This window comes from Paenibacillus maysiensis (assembly GCF_000520815.1).
Taxonomy (GTDB): Bacteria; Bacillota; Bacilli; order Paenibacillales; family Paenibacillaceae; genus Paenibacillus; species Paenibacillus maysiensis.
Window position 1 is genome coordinate 1 of record NZ_ASRY01000332.1, and the last position, 20,133, is coordinate 20,133.

Genomic DNA, 20,133 nt, shown 5'->3' on the forward strand with positions numbered 1-20,133 from the left:
GAGGAGCGCTGCTGGCGGGTGGCTTGGGTGTAGCAAGCTTGGCCGCATCAGATATCGCCCGAGGGGAAGTGAGCGACTTCAGCGACTACGCCCTGACCGGCTTGAAAGAAGCGGGAATCGGGGCGGTATCTGGAGCGATCTTTGGCCCTCTCGGTGTAGGGGGAACCTTACTGAGGAAAGCAGCGATCGGCGGTGTGACAAATGCGGCAGAAAATCTGGCAAGTCAGGTACTGAGCGGTGAAAAGATTAACTGGGGCTCGGTAGCAAAAGACGCAGGTTTGGGCTTTGTCACCGTGGGCGTACTGGATTCCAAAGTAGGCAAGGCCATCGGCGGATTCGCGGAAAAGGTAGGCAGCAAGTTCACACCTCAATGGATTGGTAAAGGTGTAGATGCAGTTGGAGCAGGCTTTAGCAAAGCTGTAAACAAGCTGGAACAGACCGGCAGCAAGCTGGGCCAGAAGTTCAATGAGCAACTGAGTAAAATGGCAGACGGCCTCAACCACGGTAAGTTGGCCACAGCCAACGGAGCGCCAGTTCCATCGGTTCCGCACGTTAATAAGATGGACAGCGGACCACTTCCGCAGACAGATGTGCAGAAGAATTACAACAAGATCATGAAGGAAATGGAAGAGGGAGCAGCGAAGAAGGTTGAGGGGACGGGTGAATCTAAGAGATTGATTCCGGGAACTCCTGGTAAGGTAACGGGGGGAAGTTCCACGAAGTTAGGTAAGAATATGTTTGAAGAAATGGGGTTACGCAGGTCGACAAAGCGTACTCCTTATCAAGCACAGCATGTTATTCCGGCAGAGTTTAACGAACATCCTGTTATTGAAAAAATAGGGATGGATATGGACCATGCCTCCAATGGTTTTTTCCTTCGCATTCCAGATAAATATACAAGTTCAACCTCGAGGCATCAAGGCTATCATTCAGTTTATAGCGATTTTGTAGAGAGTAAACTTAATAAAATAAATATAAACCAAGATATAGCCGCTATTGAAAAGCAAGTTTTTGATTTACAACAAAAGTTGAGGAAGCTTCAAGAAAAAGGGCTACCACTATATATGACAGATGATTATCTACAAAAAGAATTGAAAAAAATAAAATCCAAAGGTATGGATGATTATTTACTTGACAGAGCTAAAAACAAAGATAAAATTAAGCCTGTTTGGGACAGAGGCGGGGGCGCAACAATAGATTTGTGGGAAAGGTGGTTTGATAAGTTATGAAGTACGGAATATACAGCAATTTGGTTGAAGAAGTTGTTCAATTCTCCAATTCTATGGTGGATTTTCTAAAAACAGAGAAACCCCAAAATATCGTTACAATTAATCAATATGAAGAGGCGAAAAGGCTAGCCATTACTGAAGTTTTTGGTGAAGATGAATATACTTGGTCTGATATAAGACAACTTGAAATGGGAAAAGTTAAGGGAAAGTTGTATAAATTAGATTCTTCCCAAAAACCTAATGGTTTGGATGAATTAACTGGATTAATAGCTGATGGTCTTAGAAGTCAAATAACGGACTCTTATAGCGATTTTTTTGAAAGTGTTGCAGTGGACTTGAGAAACTGCGCAATAAATCGAGCAATAAACGGTGAGGTTGAAAATTTTTATGAACAAGTTTTTAGAATCTATAAGGCTGGTGGTTTTCCGTGTGGGTGGGATGGTGATTACCCAGACGAAGGAAGACTTATTGCTTACTTTGCTTGATGGGTTGTAATATGAAGTGCGACACCTGCTAAAAAGGTAGACTATAATGATTTGATAAATTTGAAAAAATTATAGATGAACTGGAGGCTTATTCCACTCGAAATATGAGTAGGAGTAAGCCTTTTTTGAGTGCAGAAAAACGAAGAGGAAGAAGACAAAGAGACAATAAATTACCCAGCAGAGAAAGGAGTGAGATAGTTGCTCAAATACAGCAAAGAGCATGAGGCTTAATAGAGTAAAGGCAAAGATGCGATCACACGCTGACTGTAGGCAGAGAAATCGTGAAGAATAAGGGCAGACTGTACCTGCTTTAGCAGGAAGTGCCGTATATAGCCACCGGGCGGCTGAAAGTGTTGAAGGTGTTGTTTATGGAAAAAACGGATTACCCGGATTTCACCGCGCATTAAGCAGATACCGTCGTTGATGGGAACGTGATCGTAAGCCGTTATGTACTGCGGGATTCAGAGGGAATGAAATGGCCTACTACGTTTGCATATGAATTGCCGCCAGTTTTTTTCCTCTGTGTCGTAGGCTTTGCATGACGTACCACAAAGCGGACAAGCAAAAGTAGTCCCCCAGTCCCCCTTTCGAAATCAATAAACTAATGCCAGGCTTGATCCTGATCGTCAAACTCGATATGGGTCAATTTCCAGGGGTCTTCTAGTTGTAAAGCTGTTTTAAACATGTCCGAAATCAGATTGTCATTGCTGCTCATTGAAGTCCACATTTGTCATGCCACCCCTACTAATTATCTTACTAAGCAGTATGGACCATTTTTCTATGAGTCAGACATAGCCATGAACTATAGCGAGGAAGCTTTATCATGATAGAAAATATAGTCAAAGCTCTTTATAATTTAGAAGAGCAGCAGTTAAGAGCTTTGAGAAATACTAAATACTATATACATCATATCTTTTAAATAAAAATTTACATATGTCCAAAAGTAGGAATAAAGTCCCTGAGACTATTAGACATTCGTTTGATGAATTGAAACTTTCTTTATTTGCGAAAAATCGACATTCATTTTGACAGAGGTAGATGTGTTGAAGGGAGTTATAAGTAAATGGAGTTGCCGTATCAACGAACTAGGCTTCAGCTGTTTTTTGTTTATTTTACTTGTTACAATAAAACCATTAAACGACCGTATTCTTTGGAAAGGCAATTCCGTCTACCTCAATGAAACACTCAAACTCAACTGGACTGAACAAGGGGGGGCCAAAATATGGCCTATCGGATCTAGCTTTTATCGAAAATTTTATGTAATCCCTCGCTAATTCTGAAAAAATTCAAGGTTTGTTCATTGCAATTTCAAAACAATAGGTTTATAATTTCAAACGGATTCAAAGGGGCTTATCCCGGAATCCATGGGGATTCATCCCATCTGAGCTTGCGTGTGCATGCTCAAATAAGAATTAAGCGAGGGATTTACAATGAAAACCTGCTGCACCATCCAGGTAGACGAAGACAGTTTAGTTATTGATTTGCCGGAAGAAGGAACCAGGCTGGACTCCCTGCTCGGTGATATTGAGAGCTGTGGTGGAAGTGAAGAGCCTTGGCTGCAACTGATCGACAAGGTAATGGGCAACTCATCTGAGACTATACTGACAGGTCAAGTGACGGATGGCGGCGATACGAAGGAAGATCAGACGATCAAAAAACCTCAGGCAGCCGCTCAGGGGTAATAGGCAGATCATACGTTAATACGATATTTTTAACACGATACGATTCACATACATGATCATGTATAAGACTGCTATACCGGGCCGAAGGGCATGGGGAGCAGTCTTTTTTTAGGCTTTTTAAAAGTTTTAGGATCTTTTTTCATAGTGGCAAAATTCTTCAAATTTCGCAATTTTCAGGTGGGACTTTTATCCTGAAACCGTGACTTCCTGTTCATTTTCCACCATAAAGTCGAAATGTAACATAGAACTAACTATAATAGTAGTAACATCCATATACAGGTAAGTGACACCTAATGTTGGACCTGATCCTCTTGCGTATAAAGGAGGGGAGCAAAAAGGCGGAGAACAACGTACTGATAAGCTTATCCACTTTATAAAAAGGAAGGAATGTGTAAATGATGAATGAGCAATGGGTCCTGCCAAGGATCGCAAAAAGAGTAGCGGTGATGTTAACTGCGGTGTTACTGTTGACGTTAACGAACGGATTTAACTGGAATGAGCAGACCGCAGAGGCTGCCGGTACAACTCCTGTGGAGCGTTACGGGCAACTTTCAGTGAAAAACGGCAAACTGGTGGATAAAAACGGGCAGCCTGTACAGCTCAAAGGGATTAGCTCTCATGGTATCCAATGGTTTGGAGATTTGGTGAATGAGGATTCCATGAAATGGCTGCGGGACGACTGGGGCATTTCCTTGTTCCGCGTTGCGTTGTACACCGAGGAAGACGGTTATATTGCCAATCCTTCATTAAAAAATAAAGTGAAGGAAGCAATTGAGGCAGCACAGAAGCTGGGATTGTACGTCATTATTGACTGGCACATTCTGTCGGATGGTGATCCGAACATTCATAAAAATGAAGCCAAGGCTTTCTTTAATGAATTTGCAACTCAGTACGGGAATTTGCCAAACGTGATCTACGAGCTTGCCAACGAACCGAACGGGAACGTGAACTGGAACAACCAAATTCGTCCTTATGCGTTGGAGATATCCCAGATTATTCGAGCCAAGGACCCAGACAATATTATTATTGCAGGTACAGGCATGTGGAGTCAGGATGTACACGATGCAGCAGATAACCCACTTCCAGACAAAAATACGCTGTACACCGTGCATTTCTATGCGGGTACGCACGGACAATACCTGCTGGATCGTGTCGATTACGCGCTGAACAAGGGCGTGGGCATATTTGCCACGGAATGGGGAACCAGTGATGCTTCGGGTAACGGGGGGCCGTTCCTGAATGAGTCTAAGGTATGGACAGATTTCCTGGCTAGTCGTGGAATCAGTTGGGCAAACTGGTCGTTGGCCGATAAAAATGAAACCTCTGCTGCGCTTTTACCTGGCGCTAACCGTAAAGGGGGATGGCCTGATTCACAATTGTCGGCTTCCGGTAAATTCGTAAAACAAGCCATTCTGGAAGGCTCCAACAACAATACTGGAGGCGACAATAACGGTGGTGACAGTGGCGAAGATGGTAACAATGGTGGAAACAACGGTGGAAACAACGGCGGCGATAACGGTAACGGAGGAAGCACACCAGGCGGGGACGATCAAGGGATTGTGCTTCAATATCGCACCGGAGACACGAATACCAAGGATAACGCAATCCGCCCTGAATTTAATATCAAAAACACAGGGAACACAGCTGTCAAGCTGAGTGATTTGAAAATTCGCTACTATTACACGGATGAAAGCAAACAAAGTCAGCAATTGTTTGTAGACTGGGCCAAGGTTGGAAATGAAAAGGTAAAAGCAACTTTTATAACGTTGCCAGAGCCGAAGGCCAAGGCTGATAAATATGTGGAAATTTCATTTACTGATGGAGCAGGTACTATTCAGCCCGGCGGGGAAAGCGGAGAAATCCAACCCCGCATCCATGCTGCGAATTGGAGCAATTTTGATGAAACCAACGATTATTCATATGGTGCTAATCAAACGGCCTTCGCAAGCTGGGACCGTGCAACCGTTTATCAACAGGGCAAGCGGATATGGGGTATAGAGCCTTAAGAAAGAGTGATTATACCCGGAATGAGTAAATAACACAGGACTTTTGGGTCAACTTTTCAAGATTTGGAGTAGAGAGTATGCGTCTTTGGTATATGGGTATTGGAACTTTAGGAGGCAATACGTGGCTCTTTAGATCCAATGTATATACTACTAAAGTACCATATAATATTCTACTTTCGCGCTGCTTGAACTACTTCCATAGCACAGAGGGTTTGGTCCTAATGGACCGTTCCTCAACAAAGAACCCCCGCTTTTTGCCATTAAGGCAGGCGGGGGTTTTGTGTTCCCAAAGCTTAGCAGCTCCAGGTGGAGCCATGTTTAAGCCAAATCAAATGCTTTGGCAAGCAAACGATAGGACTGAACACGCTTATCAAAGTCATGAATGGAGGAAACAACCAGTAGCTCATCGGTACGATACTGTTCAGCCAAGCGCAGCAATTGCTCCTTACACTGATCGGGTGTACCGACAACGCGCCATGATGCAGACTGACGCAGTCGTTCACGATCAAACTCCGTGTACGGATAGGACAGCGCTGTTTTCACCGATGGCAGTGAAGTCATTTCTTTGCCTTGCATGAGCAACAGGAAAAACAAGCTGGCGCTGGAAGCCAACTGTTCGGCTTCTTCTGTAGTTTCAGCGCATGATACAGTAACTGCCGCCATGGAGCGGGGTTTATCCCCAAGAATGGAAGGCTGGTACTGATCGTGGTAACGTGCGGTAGCTTCCACCCCGCCCGGTGTACCGAAAAATTGGGCAAAAGCATAGGATGCACCCATCATCGCGGCTAATCTTGCGCTTTCTCCACTGGAACCAAGCAGCCACAGCTCAGGAATGGTCGAAATCGTCGGTGCCGCATGAAGCCCGGCAAACCGATGGTCGGCAGGCACGGAATCATGGAAATAATCAATTAAATCGAGAATCTGTTGTGGATATTGCTCGACGGATTGGTACTTACCTTCCTGCAAGGCACGTGTAGCCAGCGGCAAACCGCCGGGAGCACGTCCCAGCCCCAGATCAATTCGGTCTGGATGAAGCGCCTCCAGCAGCCGGAAATTCTCAGCGACTTTATATGCGCTATAGTGGGGCAGCATAATACCGCCTGAGCCGACGCGAATACGTGATGTATTTGCAGCCAAATGTGCGATCAGCACCTCAGGACTGGAGTGTGCAAGCATTTTGGAAGCATGATGCTCAGACACCCAATAACGGCTATACCCCAGCTTGTCGGCTTCACGCGCCAAAGCAGTTGTATGGGATAATGCATCCTGAGCAGTACCGCCTTCAGGAATATGAGACTGGTCCAGTATACCCAGTTTAAGCATTTTGCAATCACCTCTTACACAACTGTATCAAACACAATTCATTTGGTCAAAACCTGAAGTTGGATGGTTTGCAGTTGTAGTTGAATGGGTTGGAGTTTAGGAACCTTTTCGTTATAATGAAGGAAGTGTAGGGTGAGAGAACATCCTTGCTTTTGGAAAGGGGAACGAATTTGTGTTAAGAACACCTTTGGGGCGTGTCCGACTCATGCTCTGGATTCAAGGTATAGCGTATTTGGCGATATTATTCACCCATCAGCCGCTGCAAGCTGCGGGCATGACCCAGACGGTCATGGTGATCGGTAACATATACCGGATCAGCTTTCTGCTGCTCCTTGTCGCTTTGATCTATGGCAAAACAGCGCTGAATTGGTCCCTCCGGCGGCCTTTATTCATTATATTTGCATCCTTCATTCCTTTTGGCCTGATCATTATGGATTGGGTGTGGGTGAAAAAATGGACAGGGGATTCGGCAGCAGAACAGCGAGCCGCATCGTAATTTTTAGTATAGGTCGAGAGAGATTCGAGGATTTGCTCCTTAAGCCCCGCGAGCGAGACTAGCCCCGGTGCAGCAGAGAAGAGAGAGCATTGCGCAGTTTGACGCGTGGTGTTCTTTTTTTTGTGCACCGGAAGCTAATTTAATTGAATTTGAATGCGTTCACTAAAAATTCAGCAGTTTTACGTCTTTGAAAGCCTTCCACCCAATGTCCCGTAAATGGATAAACTTCAATCGTTGTAGGTGATTCAATGCGATTATAAGCAGCAAAAATCGTCTCTGGCATGCAAACAGTATCCTGGAGTCCGACTGATATCATGACTGGAATACGAATGCGATGAGCAAGATTCATGACGTCAAAATAACTTAATGTATGTAGCACCTGCTCCAAATGCTCCGGGAATCGGTTTGCGAATTCGGCAGCTTCCGTCAGCGAGCTGGTAGAATTCATCATACCAAAATCCATATGGCACATATTAGGAATGTCAGCCACCGTAACAGCAGCTTTATCGCTGAGCGCAGCCACCATTAATGCAAGGCCGCCGCCCTGGCTGGCCCCAGAGATTGCAATTTTGCTCGCATCCACATCCGACTGCTCCGCCACCCAATCCACGGCTTTAAGGGCATCTGTCGTTATCGTTTTGTAGTAGCAGGTATCTTTATCCAAAATCCCTTTCGTTACCCAGCCTTTAACTGTACCATGAGGATCGTCCAAACGGTCTCCTGTTTCACCACCCTGACCACGTACATCTACGGCAAATACAGCAAAACCAAGCATCAGCCAGGACGAGTAATCCTCAGGATAGCCCTTGCCACCTGTGTAGCCATGGAAAAGGACAATACACGGCAGCTTTTGATTTCCGGCAAATTGGGGGCGTATATACCATGCATGCAGCGGCGTATCATCCACACCTTCAAAAGTAACCCGTGAGGCATGAATATGAGGATACGGCGTTTCCACTGGTGTTTTGAACGCACGCACGGGCTTGGCTTGTACCTCTTCCAGCGTTTTGTTCCAAAACAGCTCGATATCCTTCGGGGCGGTCAAATCCGGTTGATACTGCTTCAATTCGGCAATTCTTTTTTCAATGATATTCATAGTAAAAAAATCCTCCTTCATATAGAACGAATATCTACTCAAGCTTTCCCCGGTAAAGTAGACTCTTCCAGTCCTCTCAGCAGCTCAAATGCTTCTTCGTTTGTGCTTCCGCACGTATCTTCATCAGCATGAAATCCACTGCATACGGCTGGACGCTCAGGTTTGCCAAACAATCGGCAGCGGTAATCTGTAGTGAGCTGTGGGCAAGGGACACCAGCCGGTTTTCCATCAGGCATGCCGGGAATAGGGGATGAAATCGTAATAGCAATACAGCACGCGGCGCATCCGACACGACACTCCAGTTGGGGTCACTCCTTATCATCTGTTATTTTTGCAATGTATGCATGAAGCGGCTTCAATGAAGCCATAATGTGAGGATGGCACAAAAAAAGCAGGAACACAAGGCTAACTGTAGTTTATACACACTTTGCACACAAGGGTTATAAATAGTCGGGGAGGCACGTAGGATGGTATCAAGTCCCTAAATCAGTGTTTTGTTCTGTGGTAATATTAACCAGTTTTGCTCTGTGTGTTCAAAAGGAGTTCGAGTGGTTAATAATAGAACACAACGATAAAAACTTAAACGAGGTGACGCAAAATGAGTTGGTTATGGGCATTGATTGTTGGCGGTATTATTGGTTGGTTGGCAGGAATTATCGCAGGTCGTGATGTTCCGGGTGGCGTGATAGGTAACATCATCGCTGGTTTTATCGGTGCATGGTTGGGTAGCTTGATTCTGGGAGACTGGGGTCCTGAAATCGGATCGTTCTACATCGTTCCTGCATTAATTGGTGCGATTGTGCTGGTCGTGATTGTAAGCTTGATCTTCCGCTCCGTTGGACGGAGCAGGGGCTAACACATAAAATATCGATTCCACTAGCCCTTATAGGGCATAAGCGTATCAAATGAAAAGAAGCAGCTTCAGCAAGGTTCACAAATGAATCTTGCTGAAGCTGCTTTTTTTATTGAAACCGCCTGATATGAGGCACACATAAAACGCCCAACACGATGCACATGCCAATGGTTGAAAACAGGCCGATGGTGAAGATGCCGCCAAGCTTGTCCGCGATCGCACCCACAGCCAGATAACCTACAGGCAGCAGAGCAAAAGAAAACATCAGATCCAGACTGGCTACACGGCCAAAGGATTCGGCGGGCAGCATTAAGGCAAGTCCAACGAACAGATACGGCAGTTTCATAGGAAATATTACTAATCTTCATATTGAAATCTATTATACGAGACCTCTGACGTAATAAGGTACAGAAAAAAGTTACTGCGAGGATAGATAAAATGAATAGTCTAACTATGAATGAGCCAACCTAGGATGACTTGGATTCCGGAAGTCATATAGCTTACCTTTTGCATAGGAATTATTGGATAAAAGCATTGACATGTAAAAATGAATGATGTACTATTCAATGAGCCAGCTACGTGCTAGGTTATCAAGAAAAAGGAAAAGAGTGTGGTGGTTAACATGAAAAAATTTAGATTTTTACCAGTCGTACTGATCGTAATGGCTTTGCTGGTTTCGGCCTGCGGTAACAACGACAAAGGGGCTAATTCAAATAATGCTTCTACCGGGGATACCGGATCAAATAATGGAAAAGCGGATACAACCGCTATGGCTACTTTGGAATCTGTAAAAGCGAGCGGCAAGCTGCGAATTGGTACGGAAGGTACCTATGCTCCGTTTACCTACCATGATGCTGCTGGTAAGCTGACAGGCTTCGATGTCGATATTGCGACTGAAGTAAGCAAGCGTCTGGGCGTACAGCCTGAGTTTATCGAGACACAATGGGACGGCATATTCGCAGGATTGAACTCCAAGCGGTTTGACACGGTGTTTAATGAGGTGGCTATTACCGATGAACGTAAGCAAAAATACGATTTCTCCGATCCGTACATCGTGTCCAAAGCGGTACTGATCGTAAGCGAAGATAATAATGACATCAAAAAGTTTGCTGATCTGAAAGGTAAAAAGGCCGGGCAATCCCTGACCAGTAACCTGACTCGAATCGCGAAGAGCAACGGCGCGGAAATTGTGGCAACGGATGGATTCGATCAGGCGATTGGTCTCCTGACATCCAAAAGGGTCGATGCGACCGTCAATGATGGTTTGTCCTACCTGGATTTGAAAAAGCAAAAGCCTGACGCTCCCATCAAAAAGGTAGATGAATCTTCAGATGCTTCATACAGCGCGGCTGTTTTTAACAAAGGTAGTGAAGACTTGATCAAGGAAGTCAACAAAGCGCTGGCTGACATGAAGGCTGACGGTACGTACCTGAAAATTTCCGAGAAATATTTTGGAGCCGACGTATCCAAATAACACACGAATAACCGGAGTCTCGCCATGTCGAACCGGATTTTCGCAAACTTATCTTTTTAAAGGATGTCTGCACAATGGATGATCGCCAGATACAAATTATTATCGATTCATTACTGCCTCTGCTGAAAGCAGGGGTTTCTTTCACGATTCCGCTCACACTTATCTCTTTTGCTCTGGGCTTGATACTGGCGCTGGTTACGGCGTTGGCTCGACTGTCCAAATGGAAAGTACTCAAGCTGATTTCCGGTTTCTATGTGTGGGTGATTCGGGGAACACCGTTGCTGGTACAATTGTATATTATTTTCTACGGTTTGCCTTCAGTTGGCATTACGCTGGACCCTTTCATTGCTTCAGTGATCGGCTTTACGCTCAGCGTGGGGGCTTATGGCTCCGAAATTATGCGTGCGGCTATCATATCCATTCAGGAAGGTCAATGGGAGGCTGGCTACTCCTTGGGGATGACGCGCTGGCAAGTGCTGCGACGTATCGTGCTTCCGCAAGCAGCCCGTGTATCCGTACCGCCGTTAGCTAATTCTTTCATCAGTTTGGTCAAGGATACTTCGTTAGCTGCGACCATCACCTATGTGGAAATGTTCAGAACAGCTAACCAGATTGTAGCCACCACGTATGAGCCGTTATTGGTGTATGCCGAGGCGGGGGTTATTTATCTGCTGTTTAGCACCGTATTGACCGTGCTGCAAAATTACTTGGAGAAGCGGCTGAGCCGTTTTTCCGTCAGATAAAGGAGATTGTACCGGTGATCCAAATTCGGAATATACACAAATCGTTCGGCTCGCTGGAAGTGCTGAAGGGTGTTAATGTGACGTTGGATAAAGGGAAGGTGCTGGTGATCATTGGCCCGTCCGGCTCTGGTAAAACAACGTTTTTGCGCTGTCTGAATTTGCTGGAGGTTCCCGATCAGGGTGAGATTCAGGTGGGGGATATTGCACTGAATTTTGCCAAAGGAACGAAGTTGCGGCAGGAAAACATCTTGGCGCTGCGCAAGCGAACGGGTATGGTATTTCAATCCTACAACCTGTTCCCGCATATGACAGTAGTTCAAAACGTAATGGAGGGACAAGTCACCGTTCAAAAGAAAAATAAGGACGAGGCATGCAAACGCGCATTGGAGCTGCTTAAAAAGGTGGGACTGGCGGACAAAGCAGAATCCTATCCCCATCAGTTGTCGGGCGGACAGCAGCAACGGGTCGGTATTGCCCGGGCAATGGCGGTGGAGCCTGAGGTGCTGTTATTCGATGAGCCGACCTCTGCGCTTGACCCCGAGCTGGTAGGTGAGGTGCTCAAGGTCATGAAGCAACTGGCTGCCGAAGGCATGACCATGGTCATTGTCACCCATGAAATGAAATTTGCCGCCGAGGTCGCTGACCATGTGATTTTGATGGATCAGGGCGTGATTGTGGAGCAAGGTTCACCTCATGAGGTACTTGAACGCCCCACCAGTCCACGGGCTATTCAGTTTTTGAATCGTCTGAGCGGGGAAACAGAATAAAAAGAAGATGGAAAAAGAAGAACCTCTACATGCGCCATTATGGGCATCAGAGGTTCTTCTTTTTATTACGATTTAGAAGAATCCAACTCGTCCTTCAGCTACATTTTTTAACCAGTCCTGCTTACGGCTCTTATCCAGCTCGCCTCGCATACCTTTAATAATCAGCTCAATATCTGTTTTTCCACTCTCATGCCATTCCAGAGCAGTGCTGACATACAACTCGCCGAGTTGGGCCAGAGAAAAGCCGTCAGTCATCGCCGCCGCCTTCTGCGTACCCGCTTCTCCTGCAAAAATAAGGAAGTTGCGCAGCTTGAGATACGCCAGTCGCAGCGCTTCGTCCGGCAGACTGATCTCATAGGCACGGTCGAAGCGACCCGCCCGGTTCATCAGACCCGGATCAATTTTTTCAGGATAATTGGTCGTTCCGATCAGGAAAATGCCCTCCTTGGAAGTAGCACCATCAAGCGTATTCAGGAAAAAGGAACGAACCTCCTGCGGCATGGAATCAATATCCTCAATGACCAGAACCATAGGCGCCAGACGGGTAGCCGCCTCGAACACCTCTTTGACCGATTCACTGGTCGTATACTCCGTAATTTGCCAGTAGGCGGCCGGACCCGGTACGCTGCTCGCAATTGATTTTACAAGTGTTGTTTTACCGTTGCCTGGATGGCCGTATAGCAGAATACCACGCTTGTAAGGAATGTTATAAGTCTGATAGAAAGAACGATCTGCTTCAAAAAACTGATCGAGTGATCGGAAAATATCCCGCTTAATTTCCGCTTTCAAAATCACGTCATCTCGCGTAATTGCGCGGGTTATCGGCTCCGCCTGCCGGGAAAGTCCACGACTTGTGTCGGTAAAGACGGTGACACGCTTCATATTTTGCTTGCGTTCACGACCGCGTACTCCCGCGAGGAAGCCTTGCAGCTCCTGATCGCCTATCGCAAATACGTAATCTTCATTATATACGCCATTATCACGGAAAAAGGGAACTCGCGCCAGCGCGATGCCCCACTTGGGATAGGCGAATACATTATTACGCATCGACAGGTGCACGCCGTATTCTGGGGTCGGCCCGTCATCATCATACTGGATGGTGCGTTCCTCCAAACGATCGAAGACTCGTGCCACATGCTCCAGATCAGGGCTGGCTGAACGAATATCCTCCTCCAGCAAATCCCAATACTCAATATTGGGATCATCGCTGGCATACAGCTCATATTTTACACCATAGCGGTTATAGAGTGCTTCACTGATGCCGTCGATCAGACGGGCATAAGCGGCATAACCGGTAATGCGCCCATCTGTACGTTCATCAAATTCGTAAATAGCCGGGATGTCTATACTCAAATTATTTGGCTCCTTTCAGGGCGGCCAGCGGCTTACATTTGGCTACAACTGCTGCGAGTCCTGCCCCGGTAACACTTTCAATAATATCATCTACATTTTTGTAGGCTTGTGGAGATTCGTCGAGAATGCTTTCCAGCGATGACTGATTGACCACAATTTCGTCGTCTGTCCCTACACCCAGTGCCCCTGCAAAATCGTCCACACTGACGAGCCGTTTGGTCGCAGAACGCGAACGAATACGGCCCGCTCCATGGCAAATGGAGTGGAAGTTATCCTGACCGCCCGGTAAACCTACCATAATATAAGAGGCTGTCCCCATAGAGCCGGGGATCAAGGCTGGATGCCCTGTCGCCTGATAAGGCCGAGGATTGTCGGGGTGCCCTGCTGGGAGAGCGCGCGTAGCACCTTTACGATGCACAAACACGTTACCGTGATCCGGGTGAGATTCCTCCCAACCATAATTGTGCATCAGATCGTACAAGGTGCGCAACTCGCATTTTGTACCAAAGACATCACGGAAGGCTTCACGCACGGAATATGCGATCAAATGTCGGTTCACCACCGCATAGTTCAATGCCGAGTACATCATATTGATGTAATGTGCAGCCTCGGGATGATCCAGCGGTGCGAATACCAGTCTCGGGTCGGAGGTACCGAGTCCGAGACGGCTCATCGCCTTGGCAATGGCAGATGAACTGGTCTGGCTGACGGCTCCACCCCAAGCCCGTGATCCGGAATGAATCATCACGGCAACCTGACCGTCGAACATACCCCAAGCTTCAGCTGTTTCGCGGTTTTCTTCCGCGATTTCAATCGCCTGAATTTCGACGAAATGATTGCCTCCACCCAGCGTGCCGAGCTGGCGGTGAGCCCGGTGCCACGTGCGATCTTCGACAAGGTTGAGTACCTCCTCATCAAATGAGAACTTACTGTGTTCTACATGGGTGAGTGAGGTGGATTTTTTAGGCGTGTAGCTGTCCGGAATATATTTATTAGGTAATCCATGCAGGCCCTTGCGTACAATATGCTCCAGCCGGATATCTGAATAATGTCCGCGCTGGTGGGCTTCCATCGGCAAATATTTATCAATGGTCTTGACCAGCTTGCGGCGCAGCTTGGTTTCCTTCAAGGCATCCTTGTGTAAATTCGTCAGGTGTACGCGCATGCCGCAGCCGATATCGCTGCCGACGATGGAGGGAGATACATAGCCGTCCTCCATTCCCCATACGGCTGTCGTGCCGATGCAGGTTCCGACGCCTACATGCACATCCGGAGTATAGCCCATATAGCGGATACCGGGAATTTGTAAATTGTTATTAGCCATCTCGAACACCTTGTAATCCAGCGAGGAGAAAAGCTGCTGAGAAGCATATACGGTCAAATCGCCAGCCGGAAGCTTCATAAGATGGCTGTAAGGTCCCTTTTCTAAGAACGAGTCTGTTGTGTGTTGTATATTCATATGGTTGGATAGTTCCCTTCTTCATGTAAATCTAAAAACACATACAAATTAAGCTCTAAAAAGAAAATAAAAAAAGCCGCAGACTTGTCGTCTACGGCTTCCTGCACCGAAAGTGTCATTACACGTCATGATCTATACATCATTAATACGTAAAATAACCTGTTCTTCCAATAGCATTAGATACAAAAAAGCCTGGTTAATCACGCCGTCAGACAGCGCGATGTCACCCATCATGTCGCCCGAACGGGGCCGATGAGACGAAAATTCAAATATGTGGTTTTGTCATGCTGCCTGTCTGTCACCATCATGTAAAGCTCAGTCATGTCTGTCGGCCCCCTTTTCTTAAAGTTAATTGCAATGTTAATGGAAACCTGTGGAAGCTGTCAACCCCAAAAAGAGGAAGTATGGAAAGATGTGACTTTAATCATAGTGAAGTGTGAGTTAGTTCATAGTTCAAATGAACCAAACCTGTTATTGTCTAAATATTCAAATATTCAGATATTGTTGATGATTTACAGGACAATTTTTGTGAGGGGGACGGAGCAAGCATGGAAGGAGAACTCCAGAAGTTTAAGGCCGACTTTTTCAAAGCATTGGCTCACCCTCTGCGCATCCGCATTCTGGAGGTGTTGAGTGAAGGGGAGCGGAACGTAAATGAGCTACAGACTGCGCTTGGTTCCGAAGGCTCTGCCGTATCGCAGCAATTGGCCGTGCTGCGCGCCAAAAATTTGGTGAGCAGCATCAAGGAAGGCACGACAGTTGTTTACTCGTTGCGGGACCCGCTCTTGACGGAACTGCTTGCGGTGGCGCGGCAAATCTTTGACAATCATCTGGTCGAAGCGATCTCGTTGCTGGAGGGTATACGGAACGAGAAGTAATGCTACTACAGAAAAGAAGGGTTCAGGGGATGAAGTGGATGGGAAGGTTCGAGGGTTATAACGCAGGAGCTTTGCGAAAGGACCTGATTTCCGGAAGTATTGTGGCAATTGTGGCCATTCCGCTCGGCATGGCGTTTGCCATTGCATCGGGAGTAAAGCCGGAATACGGGCTGTACACGACCATAGTGGCAGGAGTTTTGGTTTCACTGTTAGGAGGGTCCAAATTTCAGATTGGCGGACCTACGGGCGCTTTTATCCCGATTTTGCTGGCTATTGTCATGCAGTACGGTTATGAGAACTTGCTCATAGCCGGTTTCATGGCAGGGATTATGCTCATCTTAATGGGCGTGCTGAGGCTGGGAGCGTTAATTAAGTTTATCCCTAAGCCGGTTACGATTGGCTTTACGGCGGGCATTGCCGTGACGATTTTCAGCGGTCAGATTGCTAACTTTCTCGGCTTGCGCGGAGTAGAGCGGCATGAAACGTTTCTGCCTTCTATGGCAGAGCTGATCCATCGCCTGCCTTCACTGAATGTGTACAGTATTCTGACGGCGTGTATCTGTCTTGCCGCCCTCATTCTGGTGCCTAAAAAATGGCCCAAGGTACCCGGTTCACTCGTCGGCCTGCTCTTGTCCACGCTGGTGGCAGCCTGGCTTTTTCCGGGTCAGGTGGCAACGATCGGCTCCGCATACGGCGCAATTCCGGCATCTCTGCCAGAGCTGCATGTTCCAGGCGTGACCTGGGACTTAATTGTGAAGCTGCTGCCGCCTGCACTTGTCATCGCAATGTTGGGAGCTATCGAATCCCTGCTTTCGGCGGTGGTTGCTGACGGCATGACGGGAGCCCGACATAACAGCAATCGTGAGCTGGTCGGACAGGGCATTGCCAACTTGCTCACACCGCTATTTGGCGGCATTCCTGCGACGGGGGCGATTGCGCGCACAGCCACAAATATCCGCAGTGGTGCCGTGTCTCCCATGTCGGGGATTGTACACGGCTTGGTTGTGCTGCTTATTCTGGTGGTTTTTGCTCCGTATGCATCCAATATTCCGCTGGCGAGTATGGCTCCGGTGTTGATGGTGGTCGCCTGGAATATGAGCGAGCGCAAACATTTTGCACACATCCTCAAGACGCGGACAGCGGACTCTATCGTACTGGTTGTCACCTTTTTGCTGACGGTATTTACGACGCTGACCACGGCGGTTGAAGTAGGTCTGATTCTGGCGGTTGTGCTGTTCGTCAAGCGTATGAGCAGTACACTTTCAGTGGATAAGGTGTTACCCGATCCTTCTGTCAAGCATGAAAAAGTCGGCGCGCATATGGTTACAGAGCAGCATGATTGCCCACAGGTGGCGATTTATAGTGTGGAAGGACCTCTATTTTTTGGTGCTGCTTCGGCATTGGAAAATTCGGGGATGGGAGGTCAGGCTGACCGCCAGCAAGGGATTTTGCTGCTGCGTATGGGTAAGGTTCCCTTTATGGATATGACAGGAGAATCTAACTTTACCGTATTGATTCAGAAATATCGAAAATCCGGTGGAACAGTGCTTGTTTCCGGCCTTCAGCCGCAGCCTCTCGCATTACTTCACAAAACCGGATGCTACGACATGATCGGACATGATCATTTTTTCGAGCATACAGGAGAAGCCCTCACGGCAGCCATAACACTGGTGGATCGGGATACATGTCGCGGGTGCAGGCAGATGGCTTTTCGGGAATGTGCCGCCCTATGCGACAGATCGAAAGCACTATCAAAACCATCCATTTCGGATGGAGCTGTTCCGGTTCCCATACCTGTAAATAGCGGTAGATAGCCCTCTCTGAACTCTTCTATTGGAGTGCAGAACGAATGCCGAAAAATCTCTTTTATTTTTACGATTAGCAGTGCACCCTCAGATTAGCACCTGCTCGTAAAAACGGAAGAGGTTTTTTGCTTTTCTAAGAAAAAGGAAAAAAATTCAAAGAAATGCTTGTATATCTGTTTTTATGACATTATACTAGATTCAAAAGATACCATTTGTATCATTCTTTTGTTTTAATTTGGCTTTTAATGCACGGATATTAAACTCCTCGATAACTTCTAGCTTCCTACCCTACTTTTTTCTTCACGTTTTTCTCTTACTTTTTCCAAAGCGATATAAGCTAAATTTTTAAAATTTACATGCTGTTTCTTTCGATCCTGCCCTCTTGGTTGTCCACCACAGAATCATGACCTATGGATTCCATGCCAGAATCTATATTTTTTGAAGGAGGTGAGGACCAAAGGTTATTTTGTGAGCTTTTCACGCAAATGTCGGCAGGTTGTTCTTGAGAACCACAAAACCAATTAAAAGGAGATGAAAAGTATTGATTAAGTCGAAAAATATCAAAAAGACGTTATCGGCTAGTTTTACTGCTATTCTTGCTTTTTCTCTGATTTCTCCGGTGTACGGAGATGCGAGCACAACCACCGCAGCAGGAGCTTCGACCATTTCCGCCAAGGTTTCAGCCAAGCTGAACCAGCAATTCAGTGACAGCGAGTACGTCACCTATCTGGTTAAATTAAAAGATCAGGTAGATACAGAGTCGGTTGCCAAGCATGCTTTCCAAAAGGCTTCCGCAGACCAGATATCCCCCGCTGCCGCTAAGCTTTCTGTGCGTACAACGGTTGTGAACTCTCTCATTGATACTGCTGAAAAATCTCAACAGCCTGTGGAAGAATACTTAAAGAAGGAAGTCAATAACGGAGGCGTCAAAAAGTACAAGAGCTACTTTATCGTGAACGCGCTTGCGGTAACGAGTACCAAGGAGGTACTGGACAATCTGGCCACACTTCCTGAGGTAGACAAAATTTTACCGGATGAAACGCGGGAGCTACAAAAGGTTGAAATAGACACGGCTGTAACAGAAGAAAGTGCACAAAAATCCGTGGAGGAATCCGTATATAAGGATGCTGTAACGCCGAGCCGGGTGGAGTGGAATATTTCTAAAATTAAAGCTCCACAGGTTTGGGCCAAAGGCATTGACGGTAAAGGAATAGTTATCGCGAATCTGGATACAGGCGTGGATTATACCCATCCAGCGCTGAAAAGAAAATGGCGTGGTCTGAACGCTTCCGGTAAAGTCGTTAATCCGGAACTGAGCTGGTATGATGCAGTTAACGGAGCATCCCTGCCGACAGATTCCCATGGACATGGTACGCATACGATGGGTACAAGTGTTGGCTCGGATAGCAACGGTACGAATGAAATCGGGGTTGCTCCTGGTGCCAAATGGATTGCCGTTCGAGTATTCAACCCGAACACAACAGATTCCATTCTTCTGGACGGAGGTCAATGGTTGCTGGCTCCAGTAGACAAAAATGGCAAGAAGCATCCTGAGCTTGCACCGGATGTGGTGAATAACTCATGGGGTGGCGGACCTGGGCTGGATGAATGGTATCGTCCTGTCACCAAAGCGTGGAGAGCGGCACAGATTTTCCCTGAGTTCTCTGCAGGTAACACCTCTCTTTCCAATCCGGGCGGACCTGGATCTGTGGCCAATCCGGCAAATCTGCCGGAAGCTTATGCCACTGGAGCGACTGATGTCAACAACAAGCTGGCCAGCTTCTCGTTGCGTGGTCCTTCTCCATATGGCGAAGTGAAGCCTGAAATATCGGCTCCTGGCGTAAACATCCGCTCCTCTGTTCCTGGCGGAGTATATGAGGGGGGCTGGAATGGTACATCTATGGCAGGCCCCCATACGGCCGGATTAGCGGCATTGCTGCTCCAGGCCAAGCCATCCTTGACAGTGGATCAACTGGAGGATGTTATTTCGAAAACAGCGTCGCCGCTGACAGACAGCCAATATCCAACTTCACCGAATAACGGCTATGGGTATGGCCTGATCAACGCGTTAGCTGCGGTCAATTCGGTACTTAACTAAGAATGATCTGATCGTGCTTTAGAGAGAATTCGGAAATCCTTTTGAGCGGCTCGTCCAGAGATTGCATACACCTGCTAACCGTGTAATGCAACTATTTACGCAGCCGCTATAAAGGGGTTTTCGTACATAGAAAATACAAAAATTAAAAATTCCAAAGAAATTGCAAAAAAATGACTTGTATATCTGTTTTGATAACTTTATACTATCCATAATATATGTTTATATATCAATTTTTAATATAAAATGTAACGATATAACATGTTCTCTCTTCGAAGTGCTCCTGCTTATTCTCCTTGGTATCTGCTGAATTTCTCACTTGCTATTTTAGATTCGCAAACTCACCTATGAAATAAACTCACCTAAGAAAAATCCAAATCGTTTTATAC

The 20,133-nt window shown here is 46.7% G+C and carries 18 protein-coding genes and 1 pseudogene; 12 read left to right on the forward strand and 7 right to left on the reverse strand.

All coding sequences use genetic code 11. The annotated features are described in order from the left end of the window. Window positions 1-1,229: AHH domain-containing protein (locus tag L696_RS32265; protein WP_245233455.1), on the forward strand; the 1,229-nt coding region annotated here is incomplete at its 5' end. Continuing rightward, a complete protein-coding gene (locus L696_RS0126655; protein ID WP_025686361.1) occupies window positions 1,226-1,714 on the forward strand; it encodes a hypothetical protein in 489 nt (162 codons plus the stop codon). The genes L696_RS32265 and L696_RS0126655, both read left to right, overlap by 4 nt. Before the next feature lie 601 nt (window positions 1,715-2,315). On the opposite strand, the gene L696_RS32415 is transcribed toward L696_RS0126655, so the two are convergent. Then, window positions 2,316-2,441: a hypothetical protein gene (locus L696_RS32415; protein WP_280740298.1), complete on the reverse strand. Its 126-nt coding sequence runs from the start codon at window positions 2,439-2,441 to the stop codon at window positions 2,316-2,318. 703 nt (window positions 2,442-3,144) lie between these two features. On the opposite strand from L696_RS32415, the gene L696_RS0126670 reads away from it, so the two are divergent. Together L696_RS0126670 and L696_RS0126675 are read left to right on the forward strand one after the other, a co-directional pair. Continuing rightward, window positions 3,145-3,396: a hypothetical protein gene (locus L696_RS0126670; RefSeq protein WP_025686362.1), complete on the forward strand. Its 252-nt coding sequence runs from the start codon at window positions 3,145-3,147 to the stop codon at window positions 3,394-3,396. A gap of 395 nt (window positions 3,397-3,791) precedes the next feature. Beyond that, window positions 3,792-5,402 (forward strand): cellulase family glycosylhydrolase, encoded by a 1,611-nt coding sequence (locus L696_RS0126675; protein WP_025686363.1) that lies wholly within the window; start codon window positions 3,792-3,794, stop codon window positions 5,400-5,402. Between the two features lie 318 nt (window positions 5,403-5,720). Here L696_RS0126675 and L696_RS0126680 read toward each other — a convergent pair whose 3' ends face one another. After that, window positions 5,721-6,725 (reverse strand): LLM class flavin-dependent oxidoreductase, encoded by a 1,005-nt coding sequence (locus L696_RS0126680; protein ID WP_025686364.1) that lies wholly within the window; start codon window positions 6,723-6,725, stop codon window positions 5,721-5,723. A gap of 172 nt (window positions 6,726-6,897) precedes the next feature. On the opposite strand from L696_RS0126680, the gene L696_RS0126685 reads away from it, so the two are divergent. Beyond that, window positions 6,898-7,221, forward strand: coding sequence for a DUF3817 domain-containing protein (locus L696_RS0126685; RefSeq protein ID WP_025686365.1), 324 nt, complete (start codon window positions 6,898-6,900; stop codon window positions 7,219-7,221). A gap of 139 nt (window positions 7,222-7,360) precedes the next feature. On the opposite strand, the gene L696_RS0126690 is transcribed toward L696_RS0126685, so the two are convergent. Together L696_RS0126690 and L696_RS0126695 are read right to left on the reverse strand one after the other, a co-directional pair. After that, window positions 7,361-8,317, reverse strand: coding sequence for an acetylxylan esterase (locus L696_RS0126690; protein WP_025686366.1), 957 nt, complete (start codon window positions 8,315-8,317; stop codon window positions 7,361-7,363). A 38-nt stretch (window positions 8,318-8,355) separates the two neighbouring features. Next, entirely contained in the window at window positions 8,356-8,619 is a 264-nt protein-coding gene (locus tag L696_RS0126695) for a YkgJ family cysteine cluster protein (RefSeq protein ID WP_245233456.1), read from the reverse strand. A 296-nt stretch (window positions 8,620-8,915) separates the two neighbouring features. Here L696_RS0126695 and L696_RS0126700 point away from each other — a divergent pair, with 296 nt between their 5' ends. Next, window positions 8,916-9,173: a GlsB/YeaQ/YmgE family stress response membrane protein gene (locus L696_RS0126700; RefSeq protein WP_025686368.1), complete on the forward strand. Its 258-nt coding sequence runs from the start codon at window positions 8,916-8,918 to the stop codon at window positions 9,171-9,173. Window positions 9,174-9,279: 106 nt separating this feature from the next. Here the strand turns inward: L696_RS0126700 and L696_RS0126705 are convergent. Next, window positions 9,280-9,480: pseudogene (locus L696_RS0126705) on the reverse strand (MFS transporter); the annotation flags it as partial. 312 nt (window positions 9,481-9,792) lie between these two features. On the opposite strand from L696_RS0126705, the gene L696_RS0126710 reads away from it, so the two are divergent. The 3 genes from L696_RS0126710 (at window position 9,793) to L696_RS0126720 (ending at window position 12,154) form a co-directional block, all read left to right on the forward strand. Continuing rightward, a complete protein-coding gene (locus L696_RS0126710) occupies window positions 9,793-10,644 on the forward strand; it encodes an amino acid ABC transporter substrate-binding protein (protein ID WP_025686370.1) in 852 nt (283 codons plus the stop codon). Window positions 10,645-10,718: 74 nt separating this feature from the next. Then, window positions 10,719-11,387 carry an amino acid ABC transporter permease gene (locus L696_RS0126715; RefSeq protein WP_025686371.1) on the forward strand — a complete coding sequence of 223 codons (669 nt, stop codon included), beginning with the start codon at window positions 10,719-10,721 and terminating at the stop codon, window positions 11,385-11,387. A gap of 14 nt (window positions 11,388-11,401) precedes the next feature. Then, complete coding sequence (locus L696_RS0126720; RefSeq protein ID WP_025686372.1) at window positions 11,402-12,154, forward strand: amino acid ABC transporter ATP-binding protein; 753 nt, start codon at window positions 11,402-11,404, stop codon at window positions 12,152-12,154. Window positions 12,155-12,226: 72 nt separating this feature from the next. Here L696_RS0126720 and L696_RS0126725 read toward each other — a convergent pair whose 3' ends face one another. After that, the gene (locus L696_RS0126725) at window positions 12,227-13,507 is read right to left on the reverse strand and encodes an AAA family ATPase (RefSeq protein WP_025686373.1); all 1,281 of its coding nucleotides are present in this window, start codon (window positions 13,505-13,507) and stop codon (window positions 12,227-12,229) included. A gap of 1 nt (window position 13,508) precedes the next feature. Further along, on the reverse strand, window positions 13,509-14,966 hold the full coding sequence (locus tag L696_RS0126730; protein WP_025686374.1) for an RtcB family protein: 1,458 nt from the start codon (window positions 14,964-14,966) through the stop codon (window positions 13,509-13,511). 548 nt (window positions 14,967-15,514) lie between these two features. Between L696_RS0126730 and L696_RS0126745 the strand changes: the two genes are divergently transcribed. The 3 genes from L696_RS0126745 to L696_RS0126755 all read left to right on the forward strand — a co-directional run bounded on the left by L696_RS0126745 (window position 15,515) and on the right by L696_RS0126755 (window position 19,747). Continuing rightward, window positions 15,515-15,844, forward strand: a complete 330-nt coding sequence (locus L696_RS0126745) for an ArsR/SmtB family transcription factor (RefSeq protein WP_025686375.1) — start codon at window positions 15,515-15,517, stop codon at window positions 15,842-15,844. Between the two features lie 29 nt (window positions 15,845-15,873). Next, a complete protein-coding gene (locus tag L696_RS0126750; protein WP_025686376.1) occupies window positions 15,874-17,658 on the forward strand; it encodes a SulP family inorganic anion transporter in 1,785 nt (594 codons plus the stop codon). Between the two features lie 532 nt (window positions 17,659-18,190). Beyond that, entirely contained in the window at window positions 18,191-19,747 is a 1,557-nt protein-coding gene (locus L696_RS0126755) for a S8 family serine peptidase (protein WP_025686377.1), read from the forward strand. Window positions 19,748-20,133: the final 386 nt, after the last annotated feature.